Source organism: Kitasatospora sp. NPDC085879 (genome assembly GCF_040686255.1).
Lineage (GTDB): Bacteria > Actinomycetota > Actinomycetes > Streptomycetales > Streptomycetaceae > Kitasatospora.
This window is the reverse complement of sequence record NZ_JBFBJZ010000067.1, coordinates 24,096-39,857: the sequence shown is the minus strand read 5'-3', so window position 1 is coordinate 39,857 and position 15,762 is coordinate 24,096. Positions and strand designations below refer to the sequence as shown.

Sequence of the window (15,762 nt, the reverse complement as noted above, 5' to 3'; positions counted from 1 at the left end):
TGCAGATGTCGCAATCCACACCGAGCCAGAAGGCCCTCACTCATTTCAAGATCACCAGACCGTGAACCCCGTCACCAACCTCCATGGTCAGTACACCTAGAACTCAAGTCGACCGGGCGGGGGCGGTGGTATCTCAGTCGATGCTGTACGGGATCAGAGCCTGCGGTATCACCTCGTCCAGCAGGCCGGCCCGGCGGAGCGTCCTCGACTGCGCGCGGATGATCCGCATCGCGGCACGGAGTAGGCGGCCCTGCTCGGCTTGGTGCTGAGAGATCCCCGCGAGCGCGGGGTCGACCAGCCGAAGCCGTGCACGGCGCCGATGTCGGTGGAGAGATCCCCGCGAGCGCGGGGTCGACGACGCATCCTTCCTCGCCAAGCCTCTCGGCCCGGAGAGATCCCCGCGTGTTCGAGGGTGAGCAGCTCGGCCGCTGGGTCGTGGCGCAGCGGGCCAGCGGGCCCGGTCTGGAGGCGGACCAGGGGGACCTGCTGGCGGCGATCGGCATCGAGCCGGACGCCGAGCTGGTGCGGCGAAGGCCGCGGCGGAGGCGAAGCCGAAGAGTCCCGTGCGGACCGCTTCCAGCCGGGTCTGGCCGCGCTCGCCGCGCTCGTCGAGCGGGCAGGGCCATGTGCGGGTCCCGCGCCCGCACAAGGAACCACTGGAGGTCACGGTGGCCGGCCCCGGCGGCCAGGAGAGCACCGAGACGGTCCACGTCGGTCTCGGCGCGTGGTTGAACTGTCGCGCGTCAGACTTTGTGGCAGGGCTCGTTTCTTGTGGGTCCTGCCTTGTAAAGGAGTCTGATCGATTTCCCCGGCACCGGGTCCAGACCGAAACAGGCGGCCATCTCCTGACACGTCAGCGGACCTCGACCGAGCCGCTTGCGATCGGCGAGAGCCTGCAGGATCCGCTGGTAGTCCACCGGCAGCGCCGACCAGGCCAGCCCCTCACGCCACATCGGCACCACCGACTTCAGCTTCGCCGCCTCCGAAGACGCCGACGGCAGCGGCGGTTCACCGCGGTCCGATGGCTCCTCGGCGACATCCGGGGCGGCGGCGTCTCCTTCGCCTGGGGACAGGACCTCGTCGACGCGTGAACGGGCGATGACCCACTCGTTCCACTCCCGCTCGGCCACGACCAGCTCGGCCTGAATGCGGTCGGCCTCCTCCCGCAGCTCGTCCAGGCGACGGCGAGCGGTCAGCTCGCGCTCTTCCAGCAGCCCCACGACCGACGGCATCCCCGACCTCCACCAGAGCGACGACTCGATACGTCACCACTCCCGAAGATCACCGACCCTATGCCTGACCAGCGGAAACACAGCCCTCAACCCCGGAAAGACAACAGCCACTAAACGAGAGCCCGTGACCCCTACCGCCAGAATCCCGGCCTCGGTACTGGTGGGCTCTCGTATTCAACTGTCACCAGTTCTCCGCTGATCCCAACCGGACGGTGACCGTGTGTGATCTCCAGCGGCGTATCGGCTCCACGTGCGCCCGGCCGTGCGGAGATTCACCCGCTTCGCCCACCACCGAGGCGATGTCTGATCATCTGCCTTGTGTGACGGGACGGTTCGCGGTTTCGTGGCCAGGCGTGAGCGGCGTCTTATCGGCGGAAGTGGGCGTGGTGTTCGCGCAGGAAGGCGTTGACGGTGCGGGGCCGGCGGCCGAGGATGTCGGTGACAGTGGTGGTGGGGGTTTCGGGTCGGGCGATGGCGAGTTGCTGGATCTCCGTCACGTGGTCGGCAAGCCAGGTTGGCATATGGGCGTTGTGGATGAGGTTGTCGCGCAGTCCGTCCGGGGTGAGGTTGACGTAGCGGATCTGGTTGCCGGTCAGGGTGGTCAGTCGTGACGCGAGTTCGGGGTAGGCGACGGCTTCGGGTCCGGTCAGGGCGTAGGTGCCGCCGGCGATGTCGGGCCTGGTGAGGGCAGCGGCGGCGACGTCGCCGATGTCGCGGCAGTCGATGTAGTTGCAGGGCGCGTCGCCCATCGTGCCGAGGATGATGCCCTGGGCGACGGTGGGGGCCAGGCGCAGGAGGTTTTGCATGAACGCGTAGGGGCGCAAGATGGTATGGGTGAGGCCGCTGGCGCGCAGGTGTTCCTCGACGGCGTGGTGTCCGCGGGAGATGGCGACCGGGGAGTCGGGTTCGGCGGCGGGTGCGGAGATCTTGACGATGTGTCCGATGCCCGTGTGGGCGGCGATGTCGATGACACGGGTTTCGAGTTCGACCTGTGCGGGGCTGTTGGCCATGGTGAGGAAGAGCTGGCTGGCACCCTTGAAGGCGGTGCGCATGGAGTGGGGGTCGGTGGCGTCGGCGTACTGGACCTCGACGGGCGGTTGGTGTGCGCCGGTTATGCCGGGGATCGGTCTGTGCGGGGTGCGAGTCAGTGTGCGGACGGGTGTACCGAGTGTGAGGAGACTGTGGAGCAGGGCGTTCCCGGTTGCTCCGGTCGCTCCCATGACAACGATCATCGTGTGCTCATTCCTTGGTGACTTCCCGGCGGCGGGTGCTGCCGGGGGTGGGCTCGGTCGGGCTTGGGCTCGTGGGGTGGGTGGGCCCGGTGCCGGGGTGGGCTATGTCGGGGATGCTGCGGCGGTGCTGCGCCAGCGCAGGGTGACGATGATGGTGGCGAGGGCTGCGGAGACGGGCAGGTCGATGCGCAGGCGCTCCAGCCACGGGGTGGCGGGGATCGGGGTGTGGGCGGGTAGCCATTGGGCGGTGAACCATCCCAGCAGGGCTGCCGCGCCGACGGCGGTGATGACGAGTGCCGCGGTCAGGGCGACGCGCGGCGTGGTGGTGGTCCACCGTCGGGGCTGCCCGCCGTGCCGCAGCCAGGTGCCGACCAGGAACGCCACCACGGCGGAGGTGCCGGCGATGGAGGTGCAGGCGGCCACGGCCAGGTCCTGCTGCCCGGTGACGACTCCGGCGGTACCGGCCATCAGCGCGGGGGCGGCGTAGGCGGTCAGTACCTCGCGCCACAGGGTGAACGGCCGGGAGGCTGCCCGATTTCGGCTGGTTCTGTCCTTCGTTGCGGGCACGTTGGCCTCTTTCTCGTTCGCGCAAGGGAAGCGAAAGGTTGCGGTGGGGAGCGTCAGGCTTACTCGGCCAAGTTGATTAGGCAACTAACTATTGCCTCGTAAAAAGGGCCCTACCCGGAGGGCGGGGCCAAACCGGCTGAGAGCCGGGTCAGTCAGCGGCTAGGGCTGCACTGCCGCGCACCACGCGGGCGAGCAGATCCAGGAACATCGCACGCTCCTCGACGGAAAGCCCGCCCACCATCGCCTCCAGCCGCCTGAAATGCTCGGACGCCATGTCACGCAGGCGCTGCGCACCGCGCGCGGTCAGGACGGCCACCGTGCCCCGGCCGTCCTCTGTGGACGGGCGGCGGGCGATCAGGCCCGCTCGCTCAAGGCCATCTAGCAGGCCGGTGACCGTGGCCCTGGAGACATCGAGGTCGAGTGCAAGGCGTGAGGGGGATTTCTCTCCGCCGTGGTCTTCGAGGTCGGCGAGCAGGCGGTAGCGCCCCGTCGACAGGCCGAACTTGGCAAAGTGCGCCTCGGCCGCCCGGCCGACCCTCGCGCCTGCCGAGATCAGCCGCACCGCGACCAGCACCGCCTGCGGATCGACCTCCAGGCCGTAGTGCTCGACCTGCCGTCTGGCCTGGTCCAGCGTGGGTGCCTCGCCATCGATATCATCCCTCGTCATGCACATAATATGGCGGCTAATCACTTTGCCTGTCAAGGCACCCCGATTACTGGTGGGCTCTCGTATTCAACTGTCGCGGGTTCCCTTGGGAGCCCAGCCCACTGGTGACCTGCTGTGGTCGCCAGCGGCGTATCGGCTCCAGGTCCCGCCGCTTTCTCTGAGGAGGCGGCTGGTGGTCTTGTCGTGGTAGCCGAGGGCGTCCGCGACGACGGGGGCGGGCGGTTCGAGGAGTTGTTGCCGGATGGCGGCGCCGCGGGCGGCTGCGACCGGGATGCCGATCTCGCGCAGTCGTGAGGACATGTGGTCGGGACGGGCCGGCCGTCCGGCCCGGCGGCCGGGGAAGAGCCAGCGGGATGCCTGGTTGGTGGCGGTGTTCATGTTGTCGCGGTCCGCGACGTATGCCAGTAGCAGGGCTGCCGCTGGTTCGGGGACGGGAGAAGAGGTGGGCTCCCCGAGACGCAGAAGCGTGGTCTCTCCGTCGTGGAGCACGTCGTCGACCGTCAGCTGGACGATCCGGGTCAGGGGTTGCGCGTAGTGGAGGACGATGACGCCGGCGACACGGAGGCGCATCGGGGTGTCTGTGTCGGTCAGCAGTCGGCCGAGTGCGGCCAGGCGCTCGTCCTCGCTCAGTGCGGGTCGCCTGGAGATCTTCATAGTGGGGATGGACAGGGAGTGTGGACATTGGCGGCTCTTCCTGGCCCAGTTGAGGAAGGGCTTCAGGCAGGTGCGGCCGTGCTCGGTGTTGTCCGCGAACCAGACGTCGATGTCGAGCTGGCCGCAGGACGAGAGGGTGCTGTCCCGGGTGCTGAGCCACTGCAGGAAGGTGGTCGCGTGCTTGATCTGCCCGGCTGCGAAGCGGCGGATGCTCGGTGTGATGTGGCTCCGGTCGGCTCGTAGCAGGACGTGCCGGGTCGCGAAGAGCTTGATCGTCTTGACGTGTTCGGGATCGGTGATGTCGGCCAGGTGGCCGGGCAGCCATCGCTGGAAGGAGCAGATGTACTTGTCGACGGCGGGCAGGACGCCGCTGGCCATCAGGAGTTCTTCCAGGTGAACTGCTGCCCGCCAGGGCTGGAGTTCGTGGAAGGAGCCTACTTCGCCCCCGATGGCAGAAGGAAGGATTGTTCGAGCAGCTCAACGGCCTCCTGCGGCGCCTGGCCCGCACTGCTGAAGGCCGCGATCCCGAGCCGACGGCGTGCATTCTCGACTCGCAGAGCGTCAAGACCTCCACCAACGTCCCCACCGCGAGCCAGGGCGTCGACGTCGGCAAGAAGACATCCGATGCGGAAGAGTCGTCAAGCCGCCAGGGACAGCTCGACTTCTCGCGGCGCGGGGAAGGCGATGTCCTCGTTGAAGTGCGTGCGCCGGGTGAGGCAGTGGTGGAGGCAGCCGATCATGCGGTTGAAGAGGTTGCGCTGGGCGGCGGTGTGCCGGTCGCCGGCTTCGCGGCGGCGGTCGTAGAGGGCCCTGGCTCCGGTTGAGTGGGCCAGCGCCGAGAAGGCCCACATGTAGCCGACTCCAGCCAGCCGCTGGTTCTTGACCCTGCGGGCCATGACCACCGTGCTCCTGCCGGAGGCCCTGGTGATGGGGGCCGCGCCTGCATATGCCTTCATGCCCCTGGCGTCGGCGAAACGGGAGCGGTCGTCGCCGATCTCGGCCAGGATCCGGGCGCCGCTGAGGGGGCCGAGCCGGGGAAGCTGGTGATGATCTCAGCGTCTGGGTGTTCCTCGAAGGCCTCGGTTGTGGCTTCGGCGAGGTCGTCTGCGCTGGTGCAGGCAGCGTCCAGCTGACGCAGGAGCGCGAGCGTCTGACGGCCCATGGCCTCTTCCACCAAGGGGAGTTGGCGCATCCGTGGCGCTCGGAGCGCGGTATGGAGACGCTCGGCCTCGGCGTCGATCGTGTTCTTGCGGCCGGCCTTCTTCAGTAGGGCCCGCAGCTGGGCGCGGGTGAGCTTGGCGGCCTGCTGCGGGGTCGGTGCCGCGGCGAGGAGGACTCGGGCGATCGGGTGAAAGATCCCTTCGCGTCGGTGGCTCACGGCGGCCAGGAAGCCGGGGAAGTACTCGCGCAGGTGCGACGTCAGCTTGTTGCCGGCCTGGGTGCGGTCCCAGACCGCGTTCTGCTGAGCACGGGCGAGCACGGCGACGGCCTGGACGAGCTCGCTGTCGGCGGGCAGCTGCCGGTGGGCGTCGGCGTCGGTGCGGAGGATGTTCGCCAACACCAGGGCGTCGAGGTGGTCCGACTTCTTGCGTGCGACGGTCCGGCGTTCGCGGTAGCGCGCCGCGGCCATAGGGTTGATCGCGTACACGGGGCGGCCGGTCGCACGCAACGCAGCGACCAGGAGGCCGTGCGAGGTCTCGATGGCCACCGGGACGGGGTTCTCCGCTGTGTCGCCGTGTTCGGCGAGCATCTGGAGAAGCTCGTTCAGGCCGTCGACGCTGTCGTCGATGCGGGCCCGGGCCTTGAGCGCACCCGATTCGTCCACGACGGCTATGTCGTGGTGGTCGCTGGCCCAGTCGATGCCGCAGAACACTCTCACTTGCTCCAGCTCTCTCATCTGCTTCCTGCGTTTTAGCTGGTCAAAGCCGTGCAGGGCACGCGTCTCTCTAATGGAAGGGCTCGGTGGCCCGACATCCGATTAGCCGTTCATGACCCCAGCGACCTGCGGGGCCCTCAGTCTCGAACGGGGCTGATGGCTCCCGATCAGGTAGGAGGTGGTCCACGCAGGAGGCTTGAACCATGATCATCATCGGTCATCAAGGGATGGCCGTCGTCGCCGGTGGCGAGCGTCAGCACACGTCGGTCTTCTTTGAGGGCTCATGGGCCCGGATCGTCGGAGGACGTTGTGCTGGCGCCGGCGGCCGGCGACGAACAGGGCTTCAGCTGTGCCAACTGCCGCCCATTAGATCGTCGGCCGCAAGCGGAGCATCGTCACCGACACCCTCGGCCTCCTGCTCGTGGTCCTCGTCACCGCCGCGAGCGTCCAGGACGGCACCGCGGGCCGGCAGCTGCTGACCGCGGTCGCCGCCGAGCACCCCACGCTTCGCAAGGCCTGGGCCGACATGGGCTACAAGAACGCCGTTGCCGAACACGGCGCCACCCTGGGCATCGACGTCGAAATCGTCCGCCGCAACCCCGCGACCAGGGGATTCGTCGTCCAGCCCCGCCGCTGGGTCGTCGAGCGCAGCTTCGGATGGCTCATGAACCACCGCCGCCTCGCGCGCGACTACGAAGCCCTACCGGCCCGCTCCGAAGCCATGATCCACGTCGCGATGATCGGCCTCATGACCCGCCGACTCACCGGCGAGAGCACCCCGACCTGGCGCGGAACATGACCTCAAAACCGGGGACGAAACGCCCAGTTAATGGCCCGGGCCCGAGGTGACGCAGCCGGTTGCAGCGGTCGCACAGATGAACTGCCATCGGAGGGTCACCGCGCCAGTGGGAATTCGCACCGGACGTCCTTGCCGCTGCCGAGCGGCTCCACGCCCCGGCTCCCGCTGAGGGCGTCCACCAGCAGCAGGCCGCGGCCGGAGGTGGCGGTGCCGCCGGGGGCCCGGCGGCGCGGCGGGACGCCGGAGCGGTCCTGGATCTCCAGACGAATGCAGGGGGTGGTTTCCGCTCGTCGTTCGATGGTGGGCCGTGCGCCCCCGGTAAGTGCGGACCAGGGCGTCGGTGATCAGTCCGTCCGCAGTGGGTTCGACGACGGACAGGAGGTCGGACGCGCCCCATGCCGCGAGGGCCCGGCGGAACATGGCCCGGGTCACCACCAGCCCTTGCGGATCTGCCTGGTGGACGCGCTGGGTCATCTGCCTGGTGGCGTGGGCGCCGGGTTCGGCTGCGCGGTGCAGCAGCAGGAGCGCCATGTCGTCGCTGCTGCCGGGCTCGGGTCGCCGACGAGGAACCACCGGCGCGGATGGTCTCGCCGAACAGGCCGACGCCGAGCGCGAGGCTCAGCGCGGCATCGCCGATGGTGAGGGCGGGTTGGGACGCGGCGAGTGAGCCGGCCTGCAGGGCGTTCTCCAGCAGCGGGACGGTGGCGATGCCGGTGAGGGCGAAGCCGTAGGTCTGCCACGCAGTAAGGAAGGCCGCCGCGCCGTGGTCAGAGAACGTCCCGGTGGCGGACTTGAGCAGGGCGGCGGTGATCGCGTCGCCGGTGGCGGCGGCGATGCCCGGGCTGATGGCGCGCACCAGGGTATAGGCGGAGCGGCCGGCCATCGCGACCGCGGCCGCGATCAGGCCCAGGCAGGCGGCGAGGGCGGGGATCCGCGGGTTCGGCGTGCTCGGTGGGCCAGACGGCGATCGGGTTGCCAAGCCAGCGGGTGCCGTCGGGGACCTCCTCGCCGCGCATGACGAGCGAGGCCGGACCGATCGTGGTGCCCGGTCCTACGGTGGTACCCGGCAGAACGATCGAGTGCGGACCGGCGGTGGCGCCGGCCTGGAGCCTGACGGCGTCCAGACGCATGACCCGGTCGTGGAACAGGTGGGTCTGCAGCACCGTGCCGCGGTTGACGTTCGCACCCTCCTCCACGGTGACCAGGTCGCTCTCGGGAAGCCAGTACGTCTCGCACCACACGCCGCGGCCGATGTTGGCGCCGAGGCTGCGCAGCCAGAGGTTGAGGTACGGGGTGCCGAGCAGGATCTGGCCGCCCCAGGGCACGGCGAGCTCCTCGACGAAGGTGTCGTAGAGCTCGTTGCGCCACACGAAGCTGGACCAGAGCGGGTGTTCGGCGGCCTTGAAGCGGCCGACCAGCAGCCACTTCGCGAGGGTGGTGAGCAGGCAGGCGGCGAGCGAGGCACCGGCCATCACCAGCCCGGCGCCAGCCAGCGTGGGGGCGAGGCCGTCCTGGTCGCGCAGGGTCTGGAGCGCGCCGAAGACGAGGTCGGCGAGCACGGCGGTGATGACCAGCGGGATGAAGCGGCAGAGCTCGACGGCGGCCCGGGCGAACACCAGCCGCCGGGGCGGGTCGTAGGTGCGGCTCTCCTCGACGGTGTCCGCCACCCGGGGCAGGGCGATGCCGGGGCGGCCCAGCCAGGAGGAGCCGGGCTCGCTGTGCGCGGGGGCGTCGGAGAGGACGCCGACCAGCGCGTCGTCGGGGAGGGTGCGGCCGGGGCCGACGATGCCGGAGTTCCCGACGAACGAGCGCCGCCCGACCCACGCGGGTGCGATGCGCAGCCAGCCGCCGCGTACCTCGAACGGCGCGATCAGCGTGTCGTCCGCGAGGAACGCTCCGTCCTCCACCCGCATCAGCCCGGGCAGCGCCAGCACGGTGGAGGCCTCGACGCGGCGGCCCACCTTGGCGCCGAGCAGGCGCAGCCAGGCGGGCGTTAACAGGCTTGCGTAGAACGGGAAGAGCGAGCGGCGCGCGGTGTCGGACAGTCGGCTGACGGCCCACACGCACCAGGCCACCCTGCCCTGTGCCGGGTGGAAGCCCGGGCGGATTGGACGGCTGAGGACGCGGATCAGCAGGGCCAGCAGCGTGGCGTAGCAGGTGAGCGTGATGGCGATCAACAGCACGGTGGTGGGTAGGAGTTGGATCAGCGCGGCGCCGAGGGTGGGGTCGGTGTCGATCAGCGGGTAGAGGAGGGCGAGCGCGGGGAGGGAGGAGAGTACGGGCAGCAGGCCGAGTACCAGCAGCCCCGCACCGTAGGCGAGGTCCCAGCGGCGGTAGTGGTGGCGGTGCGGCGCGGGCCAGTCGGGGCGCGGTTCGGTGCTGGGGCGGGCCGGGGAGCCGTGCCAGTGCCCGCCGGCGGGCACGGTGCCGAGGACGCAGCTGCCGGGGGCGACGTCGGCGGCGGCGCCGACGCGCGCGCCGGGCATGAGGGTGGACCGAGTGCCGACGCGGGCGCCCTCGCCGATCTCTATCGCGCCGAGGCGCAGCACGTCACCGTCCAACCACCAGCCGGCGAGGTCGACTTCGGGTTCGACGCTGCAGTCCGCGCCGAGCCGGGCGAGGCCCGTCACCGGCGGGAGGGTGTGCAGATCGACTCCCTTGCCGACCTTGCAGCCGAGGGCCCGTGCGTAGTGCCGGGCCCAGGGGGTGCCGGTCAGGCCGGCCACGCCGAAGGCGGTGGCCATGCGCTCGGCCGCCCACAGGCGCAGGTGCACGGCGCCGCCGCGCGGGTAGCTGCCGGGCCTGAGGCCGGCGGTGAGCAGCCGGGCGGCGGCGCTGCCGAGCAGCAGGCGACCGGGGGCGCTGGAGAGCAGCAGCAGGCCGGTGATGATCAGCCACCAGGGGGTGTGCGGGGCCCGCCGCAGGGTGCCGCCGGTCAGGTTGTCGAGCGCGGCGAGGGTGAGCACCCAGCGCAGCCCGACGACGGTGAACAGCGCGGCCAGCACGAGCGTCTGCCAGACGCCCGCGCGCAGCGGGGTGCGGCGCACCTGGCGGTGCTCGCGCGGCCCGGTGTCGAACTCGTCGAGCCGGGCGGCGAGATCGAGCAGTGTGGGGTGGGCGTAGAGGTCCGCGACGGAGACGCCAGGGTAGCGGGCGCGCAGCGCGGAGACCAGTTTCGCCGCGGCCAGGCTGGTGCCGCCGAGGGCGAAGAAGTCCCCGTTGGCGCCGACCGGCAGGCCGAGCAGGGCTTCCCACTGCTCGGTGAGCCAGCCAGCGGTGCTGGCGGGGCGCGGGCTGGTGCCCGGCTGCGGGCCGGTGGTGAGCGGCCAGGGCAGGGCGGCCCGGTCGACCTTGCCGGAGGTGCGGGTGGGCAGCTCGTCCAGCACGGCCAGGACGGGTATCAGCGACTGCGGCAGCCGTTCGAGCAGGGTGGCGCGGGCAGCGACGAGGTCGAGCTCGGTGTCGGCCTGCGGCACGAGGTAGCCGACCAGCAGCTGGCCGCCGGCCGGGGTGGTCCGCACGGCCGCGGCGGCGGCCCGGACGTCCGGCAGCGCCTGGAGCGCGGCGTCGACCTCGCCGAGCTCGATCCGCCGGCCAGCTAGCTTGACCTGCTCGTCGGCGCGGCCGGCGAAGATCAGGCCCGCGGGTTCGTTGCGCACCAGGTCGCCGCTGCGGTAGACGCGTTCGGAGCGCAGGTGCGGATTGGCGGTGAACTTCTCGGCGTCCTTGGCCGCCTCCAGGTAGCGCGCGGTGCCGACTCCGCCGATCAGTAGCTCGCCGGTCTCGTGCCAGCCGACCGGCCGGCCCGCTGCGTCCACGACGGCGATCTCCCAGCCGTCCAGCGGGGCGCCGATCCGCACCGGCTGCCCGGGAAGCAGCCGGGCGGCGGTGGCCACCACGGTCGTCTCGGTGGGCCCGTACGTGTTCCAGAACTCCCGGTGCGGGGCGGCCAGGCGCTCGACCAGGTCGGCCGGGCAGGCCTCGCCGCCGACGATCACCAGCCGGACGGCGTCCAGGCACTCCTCGGGCCAGAGCGCGAGGAGGGTGGGGACGGTGGAGATGACGGTGATCCCGCGTTCCACCAGCCAGGGGCCGAGGTCGGTGCCGGCCTTCACCAGGGAGCGGGGAGCGGGGACGAGGCAGGCGCCGTGCCGCCAGGCCAGCCACATCTCCTCGCAGGAGGCGTCGAAGGCGACGGACAGACCGGCCAGTACCCGGTCGCCGGGGCCGAGCGGGCGCTCGCGCAGGAAGAGTCGGGCCTCGGCGTCGACGAAGGCGGCGGCGTTGCGGTGGGTGACGGCGACGCCCTTGGGGCGGCCGGTGGTGCCGGAGGTGAAGATGATCCACGCGTCGTCGGCCGGGGTCGGCGGGGCCGGGAGGGGGCCCGGGACGGCGCCGGAGGCCGGCCACGTGCCGGGGGCGAGCTGCCCGTTCGCCCCGACCACGGCACTCACCTGCGCATCCTGCCAGATCAGTGCGGCCCGCTCGTCCGGGTCGTCTGCGTCCACCGGTACGTACGCGGCCCCGACGCGCAGCGCGGCCAGGATGGCGACGTAGAGGTCGGCGGTGCCGGAGGGCGCCCGGATGCCGACCCGGTCGCCGGTGCCGATGCCGTGGCCGGTCAGCCGCTCGGCGAACTCGTCAACGGCGCGCAGCAGCGCGCGGTAGTCGAGCACCGTGCCACCGGCGTCCAGCGCCGGCGCGTCCGGATGGGCGTCGGCGGTGGCGGAGATGATGTCGAACAGGCTGCGGGCCTCCGGCGCCGCGGCCACCGGCCAACCGACGCCGGGGCCCGGCGAGGGTCGGCTCAGCGTGTTCACACCCACCGGGTTCTCGCGTGTCTCCATAAGGTCACTTCCTCGATTCCGCGTACTGCCGAGTACGACGCGGGTAGGGCACTCCCCCGCACGGGAATGAGGGTGCGTGACGATCTCGGGGTGATTACGTTCCCATTCACCATGGCGTGCTCCAGCAGCGAGTGGATGCGAGACAGGCTAGGTCAAGGGAAATTCTCATCCGCAGTCTCGAAAGTGCTGTGCGAGGTTTGCGGCCATGCGCGACGTCGGGCCGAATCCGCAGGTGACGGCCGCCAAATAATGAGAGTACTGCGCCGCGAGGCGGGCTACCGGCGCGGGAATCCGAATGGGTGTACGCATTTCTCGTGCAGGTTCAGTGTACGGCCGGTCCCGGCCGTGGATGGAGGCCAGGTGAATCGGCGATAAAGCTTCGGTAAGTTGTGCCGCCGGTAGGGTGAAATTGTGTTCGGCCGATTGGCGGAACGTCGCCGAGCAGGGCGTGGGCTGTGTGGGCGAAGGGGTATTCGACCGTTTGGTACAGAGCGCGTAAATGGAGGATGTGAGAGGCGTTCCAGCGGCGCTCCGGCAGGCGTTGCGTGGTATCAGCCGTTCCGGTTGTACCGGTCGGCCCGGCGACGGTCGGAGCGCGCGCTGGTGGGCGCGAGGAGACCGCGATGCTGATATTCGATGCGGTGCTGGGGCCATCGGACTGCGGGGGATCGGGGCCGGACTGATCATGGAGGAGCTAACACAAAGCGCGGACACGCCGGTAGGTGATCACGCAGCAGGCCAGCTTGAGGAATGCCTCGTGGATGTCGTCGCGTCGCTCCCAGCGGATGCGGAGGCGACGGAAGCCGTGGAGCCAGGCGATCGTGCGCTCGACCACCCAGCGGTGGACACCGAGACCTGATCCATGGGGCACCCCTCGACGGGCGATCACCGGCTTGATGCCCTGCTTCCACACGAGCCGCCGGTACTTGTCGTGGTCGTAGCCCCGGTCAGCCAGCAGGACGTTCGGGCGGCGACGTGGCCGGCCGACGAGTCCGGCAACCGATAGGATCTTGGCCAGCAGGGGCAGGAGTTGTGTGAGGTCGTTGCGATTGCCGCCGGTCAGTGACACCGCGAGCGGGACGCCCTGGCCGTCGACGAGGACGTGGTGCTTGCTGCCCGGCCGTGCGCGGTCGACCGGGCTCGGTCCACTTTTGGGCCCCGTCGGGCGGCCCGGACGTGGCTGGAGTCGATCACCGCCCGCGACCAGTCGAGCTGCCGGGCGGACCGAAGCTTTCGCAGCAGGACCAGGTGGAGCCGGTCCCACACGCCGGCCTCGCTCCAGGCCGCCAGGCGCCGCCAGCAGGTCATGCCCGAGCCGAAGCCGAGCTCCTGCGGCAGGTACTCCCACTGGATGCCGGTGTGCAGCACGAACAGGATCCCGCACAGCGCCTGCCGGTCCGGCACACGAGGCCGCCCCGGCTTCAGCTTCGGACCCGGCTCAGGCAGCAACGGCTCAATCAGCCCCCACAGTTCGTCCGACACAATCCACGGACGCGACTCCCTCTTCCCACGGATGGACCAACGAGCAGACCAGCCGACAGTCACACAACAGGACGACTTCTGTTAGGACCTCTTAAGCCATCAGCAGCCGGGAGAGCGTTCTTCGCCGCCCTGCACCCGGCAGTGGAGACTGGAGCGACTCCGGGCAACAGAGTCCCGGAAAACCGTGCCGGCCGGCTCGGCGCGCAGGCTTCGGGACGCGGTCCGGAGCCGCTGGTGCTTGAAGGCCCTGTCGAACAGGGCCGTGACCGCCTGCCGCTGCTGCGCGCCGGCCTGCCGGACGCGGAACCGGCGGTCGAGGTCGACGGCATCGACGCCGCGGCGGGCGGCCCACGCCAGGATCTCCGCGGGGATCACGGGCGTGCGCCCCTGCTCGGCGTCCCGGACCTGGGCGGGAGCGATACCTGTGTGCCGCGCGAGCAGAGCTCGGCCTATCCCCAGCTCCTGCCGCAGGTCTCCCAGCGGGTTGCTCCCGCCCACCACCGCTCCCCCGTTCTGGCTGTCAGGCCGTGTCGGCCGTGGTGTAGGTGCCGCGAGCGACCTTGCGCGCCTGGCCCGTCTTGGCCAGCCGTTCGAGCGTGGTGCGCATCGCGTTGGTGGCCTCCGATTCCAGACCCAGAGCATCGACAACGTCCCGGGCGCGCAGCGGTCGGGCTGCCGCCGCAAGTGCCTTCAGCACGCTGTCGGAACTGGTCCGGCTACGGCGCGATCGTGCGGGCGCGGGGTCGGGCTCCGCGACCCGCGTCCGCGCCGCGGTGCCGGACTCTTTTGCCGCACGGGTCGGCTTCGCCGTCTTCGCCGTCTTCGGCGCCGCCGGCTTCGGTCCGGCGGCCTTGGCCGTATCCCGGGCGGCACTTCGCTCGCCCGTGTCCTGCTTTACGCCTCGGGCCGGCTTGCCAGCCGCAGCCTTCGCAGTGGTCTTCCGAGCGGTGGTCTTCGTGGCGGTGCTCTTTTGGGCCGGAGCCTTCCTGGCCACTGTGCGCTTCGCGGGTTCCGACACTGTGCCGCCGCGCTGTTCCCCAGTGGGGGCGGTCGCGGGCTCGTCCTCCGCGGCGGCGGGCGCCGGGTGTTCGCTTTCGGCTTCGGCGGTCGCCGGGGCCAGCCTTCCCTCACCGATGTGACCGGGCGCGGCGGCGCCCGGCGCCGGGGCGATCTTGTCGGGCCCGTCGGGCTGAGGCACGACGGCCGGCGGCAGAGCTGCCACGTCCAGGTCCCCCACCGGTTCGCCGGTCCATGCGGAGGTCAGTGCGCGCAGGCCATCCAGCGCGCCATGGAGGGCCTGCTCCTCGCGGACAGCTTCGGCGAGTTCGCGCTCCAGGCGTTCGCGGCGTGCCCTGGCGTCGGGGAGCCTGCGCTCCAACCACGCGATTGCCGCCTTCACCGTGCCGTGCTCATCGTCGACGGCTCCCACAGACACCATCCCCTCATTGGGCCGAGTTGCCCATGTGTGAATGTAGATCGCCAACTGCCGCCGGAAGCCGGGTTTCCGGAAAATCCGCGCTCACACCCCTTCCCGCGCACCTCGGCTCGGGGCGCCGCGAAGCGGCCCGGGAGAGGGACCGGTTCGCCCGAACCGGGTCCAGGAGGCGGCACGTGACGCGAAAGGGACAGCTGAGAGGGCGTCAAGTCCGTTTCTGATAGCGGCCTCGTCCGGGCTGGGTGAGCAAGCCTTGGCGGGTGAGGCGCCCGAGGCGGCTGCGGGTGACGTTCAGGGCCGGGTCACTGGTGGGCTTGCCGAGAAGTTCGTGCAGGTCGCGGACTCGGAATGCCTGGTCGGGGTGCTGGTTACTGACTTCGGCGCGCCAGGGTGACGACTTGGCATGTATTGCTGACGGCTAGTCATTTCTCGTTGATCGCCTCCGCGGCCACGTGAATATCCGCCTGGGCACGGCGCCCGGCTCGCGGTACGGTCGGGGTCACGGTTGTCGACAAGGGGGGATTGCGCATGCTGTCCGAGGCGCCGACCGCGCTGGCCATGTCCGGTGGGACGGCGGTGATGACCGCGGCGGGGACCGAGGCCTGGGAGGGTGTCCGAGGCCGGGTGGCCGCCTGGTTCGGGCGGGGGAACACCCAGCGTGAGAGTGCCGAGCTGGAGCGGCTGGGTCGCACTGCCGCCGAGCTCGCGGCAGCTGAGGGCGAGCAGCTGGAGCGGCTCCGGATCCGCCAGGAGGCATCCTGGCAGGCCCGGTTCGAGGCGTTCCTGGAGGACCTGCCGGAGGACGAGCGCGAACGCGCCGGCGCGGCGCTGCGCGAGCTGCTGGCTGCGAGCGCGGCCAAGGCCCAGGTGTCGGCGGGGGACGGCGGGACCGCGGTCGGCGGAAACGTGCACATCAGCGCTCAGGAAGGCTCGGTCGCCGCGGTGTGATCCATGGGGGTGTGCAGATCGGA

General features: G+C 70.7%; 11 protein-coding genes and 3 pseudogenes. 4 read left to right on the top strand and 10 right to left on the bottom strand.

The genetic code is table 11. The annotated features are described in order from the left end of the window. Positions 1 to 743: 743 nt before the first annotated feature. The 5 genes from AB0P35_RS34220 to AB0P35_RS34200 all read right to left on the bottom strand — a co-directional run bounded on the left by AB0P35_RS34220 (position 744) and on the right by AB0P35_RS34200 (position 4,730). On the bottom strand, positions 744 to 1,232 hold the full coding sequence (locus AB0P35_RS34220; protein WP_363518692.1) for a hypothetical protein: 489 nt from the start codon (positions 1,230 to 1,232) through the stop codon (positions 744 to 746). Positions 1,233 to 1,597: 365 nt separating this feature from the next. Next, the gene (locus AB0P35_RS34215) at positions 1,598 to 2,452 is read right to left on the bottom strand and encodes an NmrA family NAD(P)-binding protein (protein ID WP_363518689.1); all 855 of its coding nucleotides are present in this window, start codon (positions 2,450 to 2,452) and stop codon (positions 1,598 to 1,600) included. Positions 2,453 to 2,566: 114 nt separating this feature from the next. Next, entirely contained in the window at positions 2,567 to 3,031 is a 465-nt protein-coding gene (locus AB0P35_RS34210) for a hypothetical protein (RefSeq protein WP_363518686.1), read from the bottom strand. A gap of 148 nt (positions 3,032 to 3,179) precedes the next feature. Then, positions 3,180 to 3,698 (bottom strand): MarR family transcriptional regulator, encoded by a 519-nt coding sequence (locus AB0P35_RS34205; RefSeq protein ID WP_363518683.1) that lies wholly within the window; start codon positions 3,696 to 3,698, stop codon positions 3,180 to 3,182. 66 nt (positions 3,699 to 3,764) lie between these two features. Beyond that, the gene (locus AB0P35_RS34200) at positions 3,765 to 4,730 is read right to left on the bottom strand and encodes a hypothetical protein (protein WP_363518681.1); all 966 of its coding nucleotides are present in this window, start codon (positions 4,728 to 4,730) and stop codon (positions 3,765 to 3,767) included. Between the two features lie 71 nt (positions 4,731 to 4,801). On the opposite strand from AB0P35_RS34200, the pseudogene AB0P35_RS34195 reads away from it, so the two are divergent. Next, a pseudogene (locus tag AB0P35_RS34195) lies at positions 4,802 to 4,957 on the top strand (IS5/IS1182 family transposase); the annotation flags it as partial. Between the two features lie 33 nt (positions 4,958 to 4,990). On the opposite strand, the pseudogene AB0P35_RS34190 reads toward AB0P35_RS34195, so the two are convergent. Next, positions 4,991 to 6,249 (bottom strand): annotated as a pseudogene (locus AB0P35_RS34190) (IS110 family transposase). A gap of 337 nt (positions 6,250 to 6,586) precedes the next feature. Between AB0P35_RS34190 and AB0P35_RS34185 the strand changes: the two are divergent. Together AB0P35_RS34185 and AB0P35_RS34180 are read left to right on the top strand one after the other, a co-directional pair. Next, positions 6,587 to 7,027, top strand: a pseudogene (locus AB0P35_RS34185) (transposase); the annotation flags it as partial. A 529-nt stretch (positions 7,028 to 7,556) separates the two neighbouring features. Beyond that, positions 7,557 to 7,694: a hypothetical protein gene (locus AB0P35_RS34180; RefSeq protein WP_363518679.1), complete on the top strand. Its 138-nt coding sequence runs from the start codon at positions 7,557 to 7,559 to the stop codon at positions 7,692 to 7,694. A gap of 100 nt (positions 7,695 to 7,794) precedes the next feature. Here the strand turns inward: AB0P35_RS34180 and AB0P35_RS34175 are convergent, their stop codons facing one another. From AB0P35_RS34175 to AB0P35_RS34160, 4 genes are all read right to left on the bottom strand, one after another. After that, on the bottom strand, positions 7,795 to 11,874 hold the full coding sequence (locus tag AB0P35_RS34175) for a Pls/PosA family non-ribosomal peptide synthetase (RefSeq protein ID WP_363518676.1): 4,080 nt from the start codon (positions 11,872 to 11,874) through the stop codon (positions 7,795 to 7,797). A 694-nt stretch (positions 11,875 to 12,568) separates the two neighbouring features. Then, a protein-coding gene (locus tag AB0P35_RS34170; RefSeq protein WP_363518698.1) for an IS5 family transposase occupies positions 12,569 to 13,389 on the bottom strand; the annotation gives its coding sequence in 2 pieces (ribosomal slippage) (positions 12,569 to 13,029 and positions 13,029 to 13,389; 822 coding nt in all). 66 nt (positions 13,390 to 13,455) lie between these two features. Beyond that, positions 13,456 to 13,854 (bottom strand): hypothetical protein, encoded by a 399-nt coding sequence (locus AB0P35_RS34165; protein ID WP_363518673.1) that lies wholly within the window; start codon positions 13,852 to 13,854, stop codon positions 13,456 to 13,458. Between the two features lie 22 nt (positions 13,855 to 13,876). Then, positions 13,877 to 14,785 carry a hypothetical protein gene (locus AB0P35_RS34160; protein ID WP_363518670.1) on the bottom strand — a complete coding sequence of 303 codons (909 nt, stop codon included), beginning with the start codon at positions 14,783 to 14,785 and terminating at the stop codon, positions 13,877 to 13,879. A 534-nt stretch (positions 14,786 to 15,319) separates the two neighbouring features. Between AB0P35_RS34160 and AB0P35_RS34155 the strand changes: the two genes are divergently transcribed. Beyond that, positions 15,320 to 15,739 carry a hypothetical protein gene (locus AB0P35_RS34155; protein ID WP_363518667.1) on the top strand — a complete coding sequence of 140 codons (420 nt, stop codon included), beginning with the start codon at positions 15,320 to 15,322 and terminating at the stop codon, positions 15,737 to 15,739. The last annotated feature ends 23 nt before the right edge of the window (positions 15,740 to 15,762 follow it).